The sequence below is a fragment of the Paenibacillus sp. NPDC056579 genome (assembly GCF_042793215.1).
In the GTDB taxonomy this organism is placed as follows: domain Bacteria; phylum Bacillota; class Bacilli; order Paenibacillales; family NBRC-103111; genus Paenibacillus_S.
The window spans coordinates 1,674,988-1,690,051 of record NZ_JBHTVD010000001.1; the positions used below are offsets into that span (position 1 = coordinate 1,674,988).

Below are 15,064 nucleotides of genomic sequence, written 5' to 3' on the forward strand. Positions count from 1 at the left end.
ATTACCTGTGCACAGAATTGTAATGATATGTCGAAGCTGGATATAATAATATCATCATCAACGTCTACATTGTGCAACTATATCTTTAATTTATATCGAATTATCGTCAAATAAAGGAGTCTGTTACTTTTGAAAAAACAATTGCACGAAGCCATTCAGTATCCTGACGAGGCTTTTCCATATATCATGTACACTCATACTAATCATGGATCTATTCCTGCAGGCAGAGGCGTTAACGATCTGCATTGGCACGAAGAATTACAAATCACTTTGGTGACCAAAGGGAAACTGACGATACAAATCAATGGAATCGATTATGATTTAGAATCGGGACAAGCCGTTTTTATCAATAAGAGTGTCCTTCACGTTGTTACGCATCTAACTCATGACGGTGAATATGTGAGCTTTAATTTTCCGGAGAAGCTGCTTGCCTTTTATTCAGATAGTGCCATGGAAAAAAACTATGTACTTCCTTTTACCAATTCTTTTTTATTATCACTAGAAATGAAAGGAGATACGGAGTGGCAAAAACAAATCCTGCAAACACTTTGGGAAATGAAGAAGGAATTTGAAGTGAAAAAAAACTGGGGATGGCAGTATGAGATTTCTATCAAGACGGTTCAATTGTGGTTGCTTCTCATATCTAATATTTCCTTATCTTCCGAGGAATCATCTAAATACAACAGACTTCAACAAGAGAGACTGCAGCTGATGCTTAGCTTTATCCACCAGAACTATACCGATAACATAACGTTGAAGGAAATTGCTGACGTAGCGCATTTGAGTGTTTCGGAGTGCACCCGCAGCTTTAAAAAAAGCATTCATATGACTCCTTACTATTACTTAGTTAAATACCGTATTAAAAAGAGCTGCGAGCTGTTAGAATCTACGGAATATACGATTACCGAAATTGCCCGGAGAGTTGGTTTCAATCATGTAAATCATTTTATTCAAGCTTTTAAAAAACAACGTGACATTACACCTAAGGAATTCCGTAAAATTAGGAATAATAAATAAAAAGGCCCGCTCAAAAGTGTCTTGCTTTATTAATTAATTTCTCGTTGCTCTGTCTAGCGATCCAAGGGGGGATCGTACGGTTCTCCGTTTGTTAGTGCAACGCGGCTGCCGATCGATGCCGGCAGCCGCGTATTAGTTTCCTATTTTATCTTAACGAACCTTGAAGTCACAATTGGTTTTTAAGTACTTACCGCCATTTATGATTACGGCATCCTCCGAATGAGATTCAATAACACCTCCATGGTCAATGATTCTACCATTCTGCCATACAGCTACAAGAAATCGAAAATATCGCGCGTTATCAAAATCAATCTTATGCTTTAAAATACTCCCCTTTATCCCCATATATTTGTTCAACCCTTTACACTAATAATGTGTTTCATTATTAGTGATAATACTCGAAATACAATGTCGATTGCTTCAGAAATGCGGAGCAAAGGATGACTATTATTGTCGACCCAACAACTATTTACATAAAATTACCGCCGGATCTGCATCTGCTGTCGCCTATGGAGCAATCCGTAAGTACAGTTGTACATCTTGATAAAGACGAACAGCCCCCATAACCGCTCATGGCTTGGAGGCTTTTCATGCTTATAGCAAGCTACTTCAAATTGATTTTTCTAATTTTCTCCATATCAATCTTCGGTTCCCGATTAATAGTGAGTAAGCCATTAACCTCCTGCTGTACGTCGGTCAACTGCGTGTAGCAGAAGCCGCTGACGTAATCCAAATTTTTGATTGCTTGGGTGATTCCCTCATAACGCGCCAAGAACTCTTCTTCGTTCTTCACCTGGTTGCCGTAGCCCCAGCCTTCCTCGCTCTTGAATGCGATACCGCCATATTCACTGATGATTACCGGCTGGCCATTATAGCTGTATCCATCGGCGAACGGGAATCGGTGTTTATCATGACAAACCTCGTTGCTGAGCAGCACGTCCTTATCCTTATACCTAGCTTCCAATGCTGCGCCGAACTCCTCGTAGTCATGCAGCGTAATGATATCCGAAATGGTGTGCTCCCAACCATCGTTAACGATGACAGGCCTCATTTGGTCATACGACTTGGTCAAATTATAGATCGATTCGGTGAACTGTTGTTGCCTCCGGTCCCTTGCGACGTTTCCGATGCCCCATGATTCATTAAACGGAACCCATGTAACAATGCTCGGATGGTTGTAATGCTGACGAACAACTTCCATCCACTCTTTCGTGAACCGTTGTACCGCGTCATCCCCGAACTCATACGTGGCCGCAATTTCCGACCAGACGAGCAATCCCTTTCGGTCCGCCCAGTACAAGAATCTTGGATCCTCCAGCTTCTGATGCTTGCGCACGCCGTTAAAGCCGAGCGCCAACGTTTTCTCGATATCTTCAATGATTGCTTCTTCAGAAGGAGGCGTCAGATGCGTATCTTCCCAATATCCTTGATCGAGCAGAAGACGCTGATAAATGGGGTGGTTGTTGAGCAAGATGCGATCACCTTTGATTTGAATGCGGCGCATACCGAAATAGGTGTAAACGGTATCGACCGGATGACCATCTTTCTTAAGAATAACCTTCACATCGTACAAATTCGGATGATTTGGATGCCAGGTGTGAACCTTCCACTCGCCTACATCGTTCATGACGCTTAAATTCACCTTCAGGAACGTCCGGTCTACGTTCGTTTCAGTAGAACGGATCAGCTTCCCGTCGAATTGAATCATGGTCTGCAGCGTCAAGCCGTCAAAGGAACGAACGGTGCCTCCTAGCTCGTATTCGAAGGAAACCGACGCTTCGACCAGATCCGGGGTAATCTTCGCTCTGCTTACATGGAGTGCATCGACATATTCCAGCCACACGGACTGCCAGATACCCGTTGTCTGAACGTACCAGCAACCGTAGTTTTTATCGATCCAGCGCTGCTTGCCTCGCGGCTGCATCGTGCTGTTGCTATCCTCGACCCGGACCGTGATACGGTTGTCTCCGCCAAGCTGTACAGCGTCCGTAATATCAAACGAAAACGCAGAATATCCGCCTTCGTGCGAGCCGATATAAACGCCGTTCACCCATAGCTTGGCCAAATAATCGACGGCTTGGAAATGGAGAATCACACGTTTGTCTCCCAATTCTCCCGGTATGGACACATTCCGTTCGTACCAGACGCATGGATGAAATTTCTCTTCACCGATGCCGCTTGCCTTCGTCTCGTACGTGAACGGAACTTGAATCGTCCGGTCCGTGTCAAGTTTACTGTACCACTTGTTCCGCTCGCCTTCGAACGAATCATCAAAGCGAAAGCTCCACTCTCCGTTCAACAATAGCCATTCGTCGCGCACCCATTGCGGCCGGGGATAGTCCTTCAAATACTTGTGCGTGCTGCTCATGATCGATCCGCTCTCCTTTTGATTCACTATTTTGGTTACCGACACAACGAACAATTATTGGGCGGCTGCTTGTTCCTTGATATACAGGTTTAGTTTTTCCTGCGCATTCCGCAGAGCGGTATTCACATCGCTCCCTTTCAATATCATCTCATTGCCCGCTTCTACAATTAAGCTTCTGCCTTTCGTATCAAATTTCGTATGTTCATGTACTCCCTGCTGGAGGGTGAAGAACGCATTCGTATTTTTCCCCTTCAGGAACTCCAAGTCAGCGCCAAACTCTTTCTTCAATTCTTCCGTTTTCTTCAGAATCGGTATTCTTCCGCTCTTATTGATTATCTTCTGTACCTCTTCTCCGGCGACATAGGACAATACTTGGAAAGCTTGGTCCTTATGTTTACTTGTCGTGGTCACAAACATATTATGCGTTTCCGCCTGCCACGCATTGCCCTTGCCCTTCTCAAACGTGGGGAGCGTTACCATATCCCAATGAATCTCCTGACCGCTCCTTGTCAGTTTATCGATTTCACCGATGACATCTGTACCCCAATAGCCGGCCATTGCAACTTTTTGGTCTTTCACAAACACAGTGTGCGAGTTGCTTGTAAGTTTACCGTCCGTTACATATCCCGGAATGTCATACATCATTTTGTGCAGATTCAGTACCTTGGCCCAGCTATCCGTTGTCAATACGGCTTCGTTCGTCTGCTTATTCACATAAGGTAATGTAAGCCCCATTGCAAAGCGGTCCACCCCACCCGCGTAAAGCCCCAAATACTGAACACCCCCGTCATTACGTGTCAGCTTGCGCGCCAAATCGATTGTCTCATCCCATGTCATGCCTTCCTTAGGATAAGCGATTCCGAATCGATCAAAAATGTCTTTGTTATAGAAGAGAGCAGGGATGTTCATTCGAAATGGTAGCGCAACCATTTCACCTTTTGCTCCAAACTTCTTGATGGATTCAATCGAGACCGGATCAAACTTGGACAGGTCCATTCCGAATTTTTTGATATATGGATTTAGATCCTCAATGATTTGCAATTCCTGTAAAGCAGTAATCCCAGGTAACCCGCCGATTAAAATATCGGGCACCTCACCCGAAGTTATCATATCCTGCAGCTTGCCGCTAACCATTTCCAATGTGATATGCGGATATTTCTTTTTAATCTGCTCAACAAAATAGGACTCAAAATCTTCTTGCGCGAAAAAGCCATGGGCAACCATTAACTTTAAAGTAACGGGTTCCGTACTTACTTCGGATATATCCGTGCTTTTTCCGCCAGACTCTTTTTGACTTTGGCAGCCGATATTCAGGAGCAGCGCTAAGACTGTGGCCGTTAGTACTAATTTCCTTTTCAAATTAGATCCCTCCATGTTCAGTGTATCTTTCTAGAATTAACTCTATATGACACAGCGCTGGTGAAATACTCATCCATTAAACCAACTACCAATTGCGTGCTTGCGGAAGGGGTGCATCCATGTCAACACACCGGAAACAGAAACCGTTTTCATAAATTCCGCTTCGTTAGCTTGGTTTGCGAAAGAATCTCAATTCGATTAATATCCCCCTATCACCAGCCTCCTCTATTCTTTATCTGCACGGATATCTGCTAACTATCAGCCACTACTCTTACATTTGCATGCGAAGATACTCCTGTCTCATTTCTTGAGCCATGTCCGCACTTCCCCTCTTCTAGTTAATTTAAAAATTATCTTTATTGCATCCTGGTTAATATAATAGATTCCCTTTGCTCTTATGTCAATCAAAATGTTAATTAGTTAATTAAATGGTTATACTTACGAGCTGAGTTAGGAGCATGCTAGACGTGACCATGAGAAAGAGGAATATGCTGAAGTGGCAGCCAAACTGGATTTGTTGTTAACCTAAAAAACAAAAAAAGCTTGATTTCTCAAGCTTTTTCGAGGCCAGTTATGTCCGTACTTTTATGTCGTCAGACATTTAGATATTGATGATAAGCATGCTCCCAAGCAGCGTATTAGGTCGCATCGTCGACTACTTCTGCCTCTTGAAAAACATCATGATTTTGGATGACGTGGCGTTTTTAATAGGGCTCCGCCTCAATCATTTCATTCCCCTGAAGGCACCGGGATATCACTGCCGATGGGCGCCGGGATACCGAAGTCAGGCGTGCCGTCGGCATGCCATCCGAACTTCTGCGCACAGGCGCATCGCAGACCCGCCCCGCCGTTCGATTCCGGAATCGCGTGATAGAGGATCCAGTCTTCGGTGCCGTCCGGCGATACGGTGAAGCCGTTATGCCCTGGGCCGAAGGCTTTGTTCTCCACACTTTTGGCGAAGACGGGACCATCGTGCTTGATCCAGCTGGCTGGGTTCATTACGTCGTCCGTCTCGGAGGCGGTCAGCATACCGAGCGCATAGTCGTCCGACCAACATGCGCTTGCCGAAAAAATGAGGAACAGCTTACCATTCCGCCTTAGGAATATCGGTCCTTCATTAATCGCCATGCCGCCCTGCTTCTCCCAAGCCTCTGTAGGCGCGGACAGCAGCACTTCATCGCCAATCGTTGTCCAAGGATCGCTCATTCTCACCATATAGAGCGCTGACCCGTAATCCGGAAAACTCCCATACCCCGAATAGACAAAATACAGCTCGTCCCGGTGCTGCAGCACCGTACCGTCCAGTCCGGCGATCGCCGTGCGGATCTGCCCCTTGTCCACCCATTCGCCGCTAAGCGGATCGACCGACGCGTTCTCCAGCACATAGCACCGCCGCGTCTGGTCGCCCGGCTTGCCGCCTTGGCCGTCATTGGCCGTATAGTAGATGTACCATTTCCCCTGGATGAAATGAATTTCCGGCGCCCATATGTTTTTGCAGTTCGGCCCGGTTTCAGGAGCCCGCCATACGGTTTGCGGTGTCGTATTGACAATCCCGCTGATCGTAGCTGATTTCCAAATATCGATCCGGTTGCCCCGCGTCACCGTAAAATAATAAAACCCGTCCGTATGCCGGTATATCCACGGATCCGCGCCTTTTTCCACTAACGGATTGCGGAACGTTCTAGTCATAATGAAGCTCCTCCCCTACGGATTGCATTGGTAAATAATGAAAACATAATCTAACCTATCATACCAAATGATGATGTGATCGCCTATCATTTAGAAAACAACGAATAACAACCCGCTTTCGGCTGCCGGCACGAAGTATGAATGGCCCGACAATACAACGATGTCGGGCCAATATTTTCAATAGAATAAAATTATGATTCAGCATTACTTAGCTTGTTTCACCAATCCAATACAACGCCGAGACAGGCCTGTTTGTTATTTAGGATCGTGCGCCACGCCTCAGCCGCCTGTTCTACCGGGAATCGGTGGGTTATTAGTTCCTCCGTCTTCAGCCAGCCCTCATGAATCCCTATAAGTGTTTCATTCATTCGCGGAGTCGTCCAGCCGGACGGGGTATGCAGGGTAATTTCTTTGGGCCTGAGCTTCTGGATGTCGACAATGCCTGAAGTGCCCAGAAACCCTGCAGAAACGATATGACTATCCCGGCTCATTAGCGGCATGAGCTGTTCCACGGTTTTCATCGAGCCAACGGTGTCCACCACGACGGAGATGGCTCCCAAGGAACCGAGCGCTTCATCTAGATCCGTGCCACCCGTCGTATCGACCCGCCGAATCCGTTCATCGGCATAAGCCATACGGTCCGGATGTCTGCCGAGAAGGATCACGTCTGCGCCCCGGTGCAATAGGGTTTGTGCCGACCAATGCCCAACCAGCCCATCACCGATTACGACAACGCGTTCTCCTTGACCAATTGGTGCCCTTGTCCCGCAGTTATACCCTACCTGAGTCAGCACCATACCGGAAAAGGCGACCTCCGAGACGTCCTCGGGCAGCTTCCACACCTGACTCTTATCCGCTATCGCCGGATTAATGTGGCCGCCGGACGGGGAAAACATCCCGGAAATTCGACTTGCCGAGACGAAGACGCGATCTCCTTTGCGCAGATGATGGACAGCATTGCCTACTGATTGGACAATGCCGACCTTCTGATAGCCAGCAGCAATCGGAAACGGCCAAGGATCGCCTTCCTGATAGGATGTTTCCCCGGAAATCCGCTCCCCTCTAAGATAGGAAGACTCCGTTCCGATACTGATCCACGAATGCAGCACCTGCACCACGACATCCTGCTCTCCCGGCTCCGGAATGTCCACGGTCTGGTATTCAACCTGCAAACGGTCCGTAAATACTACTGCATTTCCTTTCATATCTATCGCCTCACTTTAATCAGCTTGACTCATACCAGGCACGAAACACACTTTGACCGCCTTCTGGCTTCGCAGCAGTTCCACCGCCTGTGTGTATGCCTCCAATGGAAGCTCCACAGAAATCAGTGGAGCCAGATTCAGCCGGTTGGCTACAATCAATTCCAGCGCATATTCCGCCGCTTCACGGTGATGACCCGGGTAACCGATTACCGTAAGGCTCTTATGGTTGAGTATATAATCGTCCCGCTGCACGGCAAACAGAGCAACCGCTTCCGTGGTATGATCCATGATATACCGCACCGCCTCTGGGTAACCGACACAATCGATCGCGATATCGAATGCGCTCTCGCTCCCCCGCGGCGCCACCTCAGGCGCACCGGGCTCATAAGCTTGATCGGCCCCAAGCTGCCGGGCTATTTGACGCCTCTCCGGGTTCGGGTCGATCCCGGTCACTGCGGCCGCCCCTTCAGCCAAAAGCATCTGGAGCGCAATCAATCCGGCCGGTCCCAAACCGTTGACCGCACAACGTCTGCCCTCTATGCCTACCGCCCGCTTCAGCTTCATCACGCTGGCACCTACGCACATAGCCAGCTCCAGCGAGGCCACCTGCGTATAATGCAGCTCCTTCGGAACAGCCAGTATAAATTTTTCATCAATGACTACATACTCGGCATAGCAGCCCAGCTGATTATGACCTGGGTCTTTCCACGCACTTACAGTTTGACCGGGCTCGAATTGGGTGCAGCCCTCTCCTAGCTTGGCCACGGTTCCCGTCATCTCATGTCCAGGCTGTCCCGGAGGGTAAGGAAACGGAACGTAAGCTTGGTGGGTAAACATGGGTTTCCCGTAATAGATGTGCAAATCCCACTGCGGACAGGTTGTAACTGCCGTGACTTTGACCAGCACCTGTCCGGGACCGGGCTCCGGTATGGGCATCCGAACGAGCTCCGTCGTTTCCTTGTCAACAATTTGCAATGCTTTCATACTCATTCCCTCACACCCCTGAGATTATTTGGATGATTTTCCGACTGACTGACGCTGACCAGAGCATTGAAATTCATTTTTGTTATAATAAGCTTGGAAGCGATTTCTTCTATGTACCATGTTACCCGAGCACAAAAGATTTGTATTTATTAAGATTGTTGCATTTAACAGATCAACCCCATCGCATAATCGCGCAGCAGCAGGCTGGGATTGCAGGGAGCACTTCGGTAAATTTAATAAAAATTGACTTTTGGGGTTTTGCTCTTGATCTATCGTTTGCAAAATACCACAGGGGAGGTTAACGCATGATCCGGACCTGTCGTCATGTATACCCGAAATCGGAGAAAATCATGGGGGGAATTCATCCCTACTTTGAAATTTTATATGTCCTATCCGGAGAACTGTGTCTTCAATGGATGGGCGAAAGCTACTCATTTCATCCTCATTCACTGGCTATAATCTATCCCGATACCCCGCACCAGGTCGCTGCTTTATCCGAGAACTGCAGCTTCTGGTTTATTGAATTGGAAATGAAAGACCCAGGTCTGTTTCCGTCATTGGATACCTGCATCACGTGGAACCGGCAACAAGCTGCGGCAGCTCCGGTTACCATCGAAGAACCTGCTTACGGGGTCACTCTGAGCCTGCTGACTGCGACCATCCTATCCGGTAAAATCGAAACCTCCGACTACTATAAAGTGCTGGCCGTACTCGATATTCATAAGCTGCTCATCATGATTAAGGCTGCCGGGAATCGGGAAACACCTGCTTTATCAGAGCCGTCGACAGCTCATGAATCGGTAATATTTTTAATGCGTTATATGGAGACCGAATACGCCAAGCCTATTTCCTTAAAAACAATGGCTGAGCTCACTCATTTTAATCCATCGTACCTGATCCGGATTTTCAAAAAAATCAATGGCATCACCCCCGCCCAGTATTTGCAATCGCTCCGATTGAATGCTGCCGCCTGCTATTTATCGACAACCGGGCTGTCGGTAGAGGAGATCGCTTTATGCTGCGGTTTTCAAAGCATTCATTATTTCAGCCAATCGTTTAAGAAAAAGCTGGGGGAAAGCCCTTCCCTATGGAGAAAACGGCTGCGACGCAATGTTTGATTTAGATAGTAGTAAGTAGATGACGTTAGCAATGAGTGAGAATCATTTTTCAAATTATCCGTTAAGCGAGGATATCGTCCGGTTAGTTTGTGATAAAAAAAGCCTTAGCGGTTGATATGCGCAAGGCTTCTTCGGCCATGCATCGGTGCGGCAAACAGGTTCTTAAAGGTACATCCTTTACATATTTCTTATGCTAGGGTGAGATTGCTGCGAATGGGGGCAAGGAAAATTGGTTCTATATAAAAAAGTGAACATCGACGGGTTGGATATCTTTTTTCGCGAGGCGGGGTATCCGAGTTGTCCGACCATGGTCATACTTCATGGTTTTCCGAGCTCTTCCCATATGTTCAGGGATTTAATTCCTTTGCTGGCGGACTGGTTTCACGTCATCGCTCCCGATTACCCCGGATTCGGGAATAGCAGCATGCCTTCCACGAAAGAATTTTCCTACACCTTCGAGAATCTTTCCCTCGTCATCGAGAAGCTTCTTGACAGGCTCTGTATTCCTCGTTATTTCTTGTACGTCCATGATTATGGAGGGCCGATCGGATTCAGGCTGGCCGTTCGCCATCCGAACCAGATTCTCGGATTCGTCATTCAGAATGCCGTTGCCGACGTTAAAGGGCTTGGACAGCCATTCGACCTCTTTAAAGCACTGTGGGCGGACCCGAACCCGAAGACAGTAGCGGCATTTTCCACGCTGACCTCCTTCGAATTTACGAAAAAGCAATATTTAACGGGAGTATGCAACCCCTACCTGGTTAGTCCCGACGGATATTCGATGGACCAGTTCTTTCTGGACCGCCCTGGCAATGGGGAAATCCAGCTGGCGCTAGGCTACGATTACCGGAAGAACGTAGAGCAATATCCAGTCTGGCAGCAATATATGCGAATCTATCAGCCCCCGACGCTGGTCGCCTGGGGCAAAAACGATTTTATCTTTACGTTGGAGGGGGCTCTTGCCTTCAGCAGACATTTAAAATATATCGAAACCTGTTTTCTGTGCGGCGGGCACTTCGTGCTGGAGGAACAAAGCCCGCATGTATCGGATTTGATCAAGAGCTTCTTTGCGCGGGTTTGTTAATAGTAAGGAGGAAAAAGTAAATGTCAAAGCGAAAATCAACTGCACCTAAAGTAAAGAAAAATTCATCCGAAGTGGCGCCCCAGACTGAATCAGGAAAGAAAATAATGATTAGCTCTACACCCGATTCCTCAAACAAAGGAGGGGCTTCTGGAGCTTACAGCAACAGCGCGATTGCAATGATGCCACCTGGGCAGTCGGTCCCTACATCGAAGTTGGAACAAATCCTAGGCATTAAGATTGCAAGGGCGATGCAGTCTGGCCCACGACACATCACTAAAGATGCAACCGTTGCAGAAATGGGGGCAGATAAAAAGCTTACGATCCTACGTCATGGCACCAACCATTGGATCTGCTTCCCTGGAGATGAGAATCAGATAGGCAATCCCCCTATGTGTGCCGATCCCATGGGCTTGCAATGGATGATGGACATCATGGCCAAGAAACCTCAGCCCACGAATACGGCTCCAGGCATCATCTATATGCTGTGTGGAGCTACGCAGCATAGCAACACCGATCCGTTCGATAGAACAAGTCCGGCAATCCCGATTGGTCCGCACTGGATGATCATTTGGCCTTTTGACGCCAATAGGAGCGGCCTGCCCAATACAGTCAGAGATGCAGGTGCCTGGGTGATGTTCGATGGCACACCTTACGCTTATCTGCACATCTGCGGCACACCTTGGGAAGGGAACGTGTACAATGTGGATAACCCAGGTGATCAGGTGCCGATCTTGACCATGGTGTATGGCTCGTGATCAGAGCCTTAATGTTGACAGTATACGCGGGCGCATGTGGCATACTTGCGCTCACCCTTACTCATCTTTTGGTATCTGAACATTATCTTAAGTAATAACAAAAAGCCCTCCATCTCCACATGTTTAGTTTCAATGCCACAATTCACTAGGAGTTACCCCATAGCTTCCAAACATAATTTTGGACAACTGCAACCTATTCGAAGCGACCTCCGTCTGTTGTATTGTCAACATGATTGATGCCAAATTACAAACATCAGAAGGAGCTTAATGATATGAAGCAGAAATTAACTGTATTATTAACTTTGGCTGGAATTCTTGGGACGACGGCTGTAGTTGGAGCGGAAGATCTGGTAGAAAAGGTTACTGGTTACTTACAAAAAGATGTAAAGATTATTGTAAAAGGACAAGACAGCTCACTTACGCCTGTCTATATCGATGGAAAAGCATATATTCCAGTACGCGACGCTGCGGCTAAGCTTGGTTATACGGTAAATTACGATGAAGCGAACAAAGAGATTGAACTGAATGAGGCGGCTGACTTGATGCGTGCATCTGGTGTGATTGTGAACGTTCAGGCTAAGGAAGACGGCAGTGCCCGAATTGAGCTGCTTGGCAGCACATGGGTCATTTTGACTGCGGACAAATCGACTGTCATCAAAAGCCTAGACGGTAAAGTGCTAACTGCAGCCGATCTTAAAGCCGGTACTCAAATTGACGCCGAGTTCGGGCCAGCCATGGCGATGAGCTATCCGGGTCAAGCGCAGGCTGTGAGCATTAACGTTCACGCAGATCGCTTGGTTAAAGAAGATACAATCAAAGAAGTGAAACAAACGGATGATGGATGGCAAGTTCAATTAGGCGATAGTCTGGTGCTTAACGGCGGTAAAGAAACTCGAGTTATGACATCTCAAGGCGAAGCCTTGAAATGGGAGGATCTGAAAGCCGGCACGAAAGTAAAGGCCTACTACGGTCCATATGAAACGAAAAGCCTCCCTCCACAAAGCCCAGTATTCCTCTTCGTGGTTCAGGCTCAAGCACCTGGTATGGGTACTCCGAAAATGTCGCCGGAGACAGCGCAAGAATATCGCAACTTGGCATGGTCGCAAGTGAAGGAACAAGCGGCCCATATTACGACTAAGCAAGACGAAGCGGCTGTCCAGATTGTTTCTTCTAAAGAAGTTGGCGTCCTGGCTTCCACAGACGAGCAGAAGAAATTGCTCGCAGACGTTCAAGCAGCGAACGGCAATTTCGTGACGGTTACTTACAATACGGACCAAGATGAGCTGCTTGGACCGCTGACAGCTGTGTTCGATTTCAACACAAAAGCTTTTATCGGCTTCAACGCTCGAAGATAAACGATAGCTCAGCGGCCATGAAATTCAACCACAATTGATATTTCATGGTTTTTTTCTTTTTCAGATGTACAATCACTTATCTTCGTTGAAAAATATACAGGCGCAGTCATTTGCTCATTACACTAATGTGCCCGACCACTAAGATCCCAATGGTATTAGGGCTATCCGAAACAACTATTTTAGCACTAGTTATAACGACTGAAGTTATAATTACATAAAGCCAAAATAATAATTTCCTTGTTTTTTTGGGCATCCCCTCAGAGCTACTACGATTTAGTTGCTAAAAGTAATCCAATGGTTTCGCTACCCTACTCCGTTTGTTTAGAAGCGAATAATGCGGAGACGATTCCATGTTGCTTCCCATTTTTTTGACGCGATCCGTTGCTCGTAGATAGTCAATTTGTCTCCTGACGTGAAATACGGAGTGGGACGTACGATCAGTTTGATTAAATCCTCCACGCCATATGGAGCAACTAAAGTTACTTCATCACTCGAATTCAGATAAACTCCTATTGCCGTGCAGACTTCCGGGAAGTGTGACAGCCCATCAACGGTTGAAGTGTAGGGGAGATGACCGCTTTTAATGTGCATTCGTGCTTGATTTTTCACTGACCAAGGAACCGACGAATCCAATTCTTTGAGATTTCTCTCATACTCTTTTTCGATGGATTCGTCAGTACTGTCGGCATCAAAATACACAACGTCCATGTCTGGCAAACGTGTTTCTTTGATCCCGTGAAGGTAATCCCAAACCTTGGAGCGAACAAAACCTGCACATACACACCAATCGGGCAATCCCAATGATTTAACCATTTGAAGTATGTTCATCATTCGTTCGTCATCTCTAATCAAATTAACAACATCTTGTTGCAGCACTGTAATAATGGACCTCCCGTCTTTCAGCTGAACCTTTTCTGCAAATGAAAGCTTCCCCTACAATTTAATCAACACTTCCGTGCCGTCCTGAGCCTGGACATCGACCAGAACCGTTCCTTTGCAACGCTGCAACTCCTTGATGAGCTGCTTGAGCGCTTGCTTCGTGCTTCGGTTATCGAGAATCGACAGCAACAGTTCACTCCCGAACCGGCTGCTGTCCGAATCGAAAGCATGCTCCCGGCCCGAGTGCCCACCCGCACGTCCACCGTGCTTGTTCAGCCAATCCTTCATTATGCGCTGGACTAATTTGGAAGTAAGGATAGCGCTCCCCATGCTTAATACGGCATAAGGGACCGGAATCGTAAAAGCATGCTCCTTGCTCTTAACCCTCACAATCATCATGACCCATCACTCAACCACTACAGTGACGGTATCCCCTTCACTGGAGCGGATGTCAATGATTTGCCCGTCAAGCTCGTTCTCGATAGCGTCGATCAGCAGGTCGATATCGATATCCTTCACATATTTCGCAGCTTGAGGAAGATTCGAGGCGATGCTGTGCCCCGCTCCGAGAACAGCCTTCACCAGTTTAATCGGCAAATTGATGTTGACATTATCATTCTCTTGGGATGTTACGCGTATTTTCAATGTTTTGTCTAAATAACCGCCGGATGCCGATGACAGTTTCTTCGAATAGTCTGGTTTCCCCAGCACCTGCATGGCTTGCGTTGTATTAGATGTTTGCTTCTCCTTGAGAGCGTCAATCAATTCTGAAGCCTTGCCTGAATCAATTTTGCCTTCCTGCATCATGGACAGCACTTTGCTGATTTCTTCTTTCATCGCTTCTTCCTCCTCTTTATTCATCCTTCAACATTTTGACCGCTTCATCCGCGGTGATTTCACCATTCTCCAGCATGGAAATGACCTTCTTCTCGTCGACTTCCGGCTTCTTCCGTGTATCGTAACCGAGGGCCGAAATGATATCATTGAGCTTGCCGCGTACCGTCGGGTAAGATATGCCGAGCTCTTTCTCCACTTCCTTAATGTTGCCCCTGTTCACTAGGAAGGTGATCACAAAATGGAGCTGTTCAGGCGAAAGTAAAGCCAGTTTTGATAATTCGAACTTGTTCTCAATCGTCGTTCGGCAATGTCCGCATTCCAGCTTGACGGCGTGCAGCGTATGGTCGCATACAGGACACTGTGTGATGATGGGATATTTCATACTCTTCTCCTTCCTTTTTTAAAATTATAAAT

The 15,064-nt window shown here is 47.1% G+C and carries 14 protein-coding genes; 5 read left to right on the forward strand and 9 right to left on the reverse strand.

The window, feature by feature from the left end; translation table 11 throughout:
• The first annotated feature begins 129 nt into the window (after positions 1–129).
• Positions 130–1,017, forward strand: coding sequence for an AraC family transcriptional regulator (locus ACFQ88_RS07515; RefSeq protein ID WP_379453479.1), 888 nt, complete (start codon positions 130–132; stop codon positions 1,015–1,017).
• 604 nt (positions 1,018–1,621) lie between these two features.
• Here ACFQ88_RS07515 and ACFQ88_RS07520 read toward each other — a convergent pair.
• The 5 genes from ACFQ88_RS07520 to ACFQ88_RS07540 all read right to left on the reverse strand — a co-directional run bounded on the left by ACFQ88_RS07520 (position 1,622) and on the right by ACFQ88_RS07540 (position 8,628).
• Entirely contained in the window at positions 1,622–3,385 is a 1,764-nt protein-coding gene (locus ACFQ88_RS07520) for a glycoside hydrolase family 2 protein (RefSeq protein WP_379453481.1), read from the reverse strand.
• A 54-nt stretch (positions 3,386–3,439) separates the two neighbouring features.
• Positions 3,440–4,744: an ABC transporter substrate-binding protein gene (locus tag ACFQ88_RS07525; RefSeq protein WP_239625158.1), complete on the reverse strand. Its 1,305-nt coding sequence runs from the start codon at positions 4,742–4,744 to the stop codon at positions 3,440–3,442.
• Positions 4,745–5,473: 729 nt separating this feature from the next.
• Positions 5,474–6,433, reverse strand: a complete 960-nt coding sequence (locus tag ACFQ88_RS07530; protein WP_379453484.1) for a glycoside hydrolase family 43 protein — start codon at positions 6,431–6,433, stop codon at positions 5,474–5,476.
• 218 nt (positions 6,434–6,651) lie between these two features.
• The gene (locus ACFQ88_RS07535; RefSeq protein WP_379453486.1) at positions 6,652–7,638 is read right to left on the reverse strand and encodes an alcohol dehydrogenase catalytic domain-containing protein; all 987 of its coding nucleotides are present in this window, start codon (positions 7,636–7,638) and stop codon (positions 6,652–6,654) included.
• Positions 7,639–7,653: 15 nt separating this feature from the next.
• Positions 7,654–8,628, reverse strand: a complete 975-nt coding sequence (locus tag ACFQ88_RS07540) for a zinc-dependent alcohol dehydrogenase (protein ID WP_379453488.1) — start codon at positions 8,626–8,628, stop codon at positions 7,654–7,656.
• A 299-nt stretch (positions 8,629–8,927) separates the two neighbouring features.
• Between ACFQ88_RS07540 and ACFQ88_RS07545 the strand changes: the two genes are divergently transcribed.
• The 4 genes from ACFQ88_RS07545 (at position 8,928) to ACFQ88_RS07560 (ending at position 12,934) form a co-directional block, all read left to right on the forward strand.
• Positions 8,928–9,740, forward strand: coding sequence for an AraC family transcriptional regulator (locus ACFQ88_RS07545; protein WP_379453490.1), 813 nt, complete (start codon positions 8,928–8,930; stop codon positions 9,738–9,740).
• Positions 9,741–9,969: 229 nt separating this feature from the next.
• Positions 9,970–10,824: an alpha/beta fold hydrolase gene (locus ACFQ88_RS07550; protein WP_379453492.1), complete on the forward strand. Its 855-nt coding sequence runs from the start codon at positions 9,970–9,972 to the stop codon at positions 10,822–10,824.
• A gap of 20 nt (positions 10,825–10,844) precedes the next feature.
• Entirely contained in the window at positions 10,845–11,579 is a 735-nt protein-coding gene (locus ACFQ88_RS07555; RefSeq protein WP_379453494.1) for a hypothetical protein, read from the forward strand.
• Between the two features lie 272 nt (positions 11,580–11,851).
• Entirely contained in the window at positions 11,852–12,934 is a 1,083-nt protein-coding gene (locus ACFQ88_RS07560) for a stalk domain-containing protein (protein WP_379453496.1), read from the forward strand.
• 321 nt (positions 12,935–13,255) lie between these two features.
• On the opposite strand, the gene ACFQ88_RS07565 is transcribed toward ACFQ88_RS07560, so the two are convergent.
• Genes ACFQ88_RS07565 through ACFQ88_RS07580 form a run of 4 tightly spaced genes read right to left on the reverse strand, consistent with a single transcriptional unit; the run spans position 13,256 to position 15,032 of the window.
• Positions 13,256–13,810, reverse strand: coding sequence for a nucleotidyltransferase family protein (locus ACFQ88_RS07565; protein ID WP_379453498.1), 555 nt, complete (start codon positions 13,808–13,810; stop codon positions 13,256–13,258).
• 57 nt (positions 13,811–13,867) lie between these two features.
• Positions 13,868–14,212 carry a hypothetical protein gene (locus ACFQ88_RS07570; protein WP_379453500.1) on the reverse strand — a complete coding sequence of 115 codons (345 nt, stop codon included), beginning with the start codon at positions 14,210–14,212 and terminating at the stop codon, positions 13,868–13,870.
• Between the two features lie 6 nt (positions 14,213–14,218).
• On the reverse strand, positions 14,219–14,650 hold the full coding sequence (locus ACFQ88_RS07575; RefSeq protein WP_379453502.1) for a hypothetical protein: 432 nt from the start codon (positions 14,648–14,650) through the stop codon (positions 14,219–14,221).
• A 16-nt stretch (positions 14,651–14,666) separates the two neighbouring features.
• Positions 14,667–15,032 (reverse strand): DUF2089 domain-containing protein, encoded by a 366-nt coding sequence (locus ACFQ88_RS07580; protein ID WP_379453504.1) that lies wholly within the window; start codon positions 15,030–15,032, stop codon positions 14,667–14,669.
• Positions 15,033–15,064 lie beyond the last annotated feature (32 nt).

Coding starts and splice junctions, on each gene's coding strand:
- ACFQ88_RS07520 (WP_379453481.1), bottom strand. CDS start 3,385: ATGAGCAGCACGCACAAGTATTTGAAGGACTATCCCCGGCCGCAATGG.
- ACFQ88_RS07530 (WP_379453484.1), bottom strand. CDS start 6,433: ATGACTAGAACGTTCCGCAATCCGTTAGTGGAAAAAGGCGCGGATCCG.
- ACFQ88_RS07535 (WP_379453486.1), bottom strand. CDS start 7,638: ATGAAAGGAAATGCAGTAGTATTTACGGACCGTTTGCAGGTTGAATAC.
- ACFQ88_RS07540 (WP_379453488.1), bottom strand. CDS start 8,628: ATGAGTATGAAAGCATTGCAAATTGTTGACAAGGAAACGACGGAGCTC.
- ACFQ88_RS07545 (WP_379453490.1), top strand. CDS start 8,928: ATGATCCGGACCTGTCGTCATGTATACCCGAAATCGGAGAAAATCATG.
- ACFQ88_RS07555 (WP_379453494.1), top strand. CDS start 10,845: ATGTCAAAGCGAAAATCAACTGCACCTAAAGTAAAGAAAAATTCATCC.
- ACFQ88_RS07560 (WP_379453496.1), top strand. CDS start 11,852: ATGAAGCAGAAATTAACTGTATTATTAACTTTGGCTGGAATTCTTGGG.
- ACFQ88_RS07570 (WP_379453500.1), bottom strand. CDS start 14,212: ATGATGATTGTGAGGGTTAAGAGCAAGGAGCATGCTTTTACGATTCCG.
- ACFQ88_RS07575 (WP_379453502.1), bottom strand. CDS start 14,650: ATGAAAGAAGAAATCAGCAAAGTGCTGTCCATGATGCAGGAAGGCAAA.
- ACFQ88_RS07580 (WP_379453504.1), bottom strand. CDS start 15,032: ATGAAATATCCCATCATCACACAGTGTCCTGTATGCGACCATACGCTG.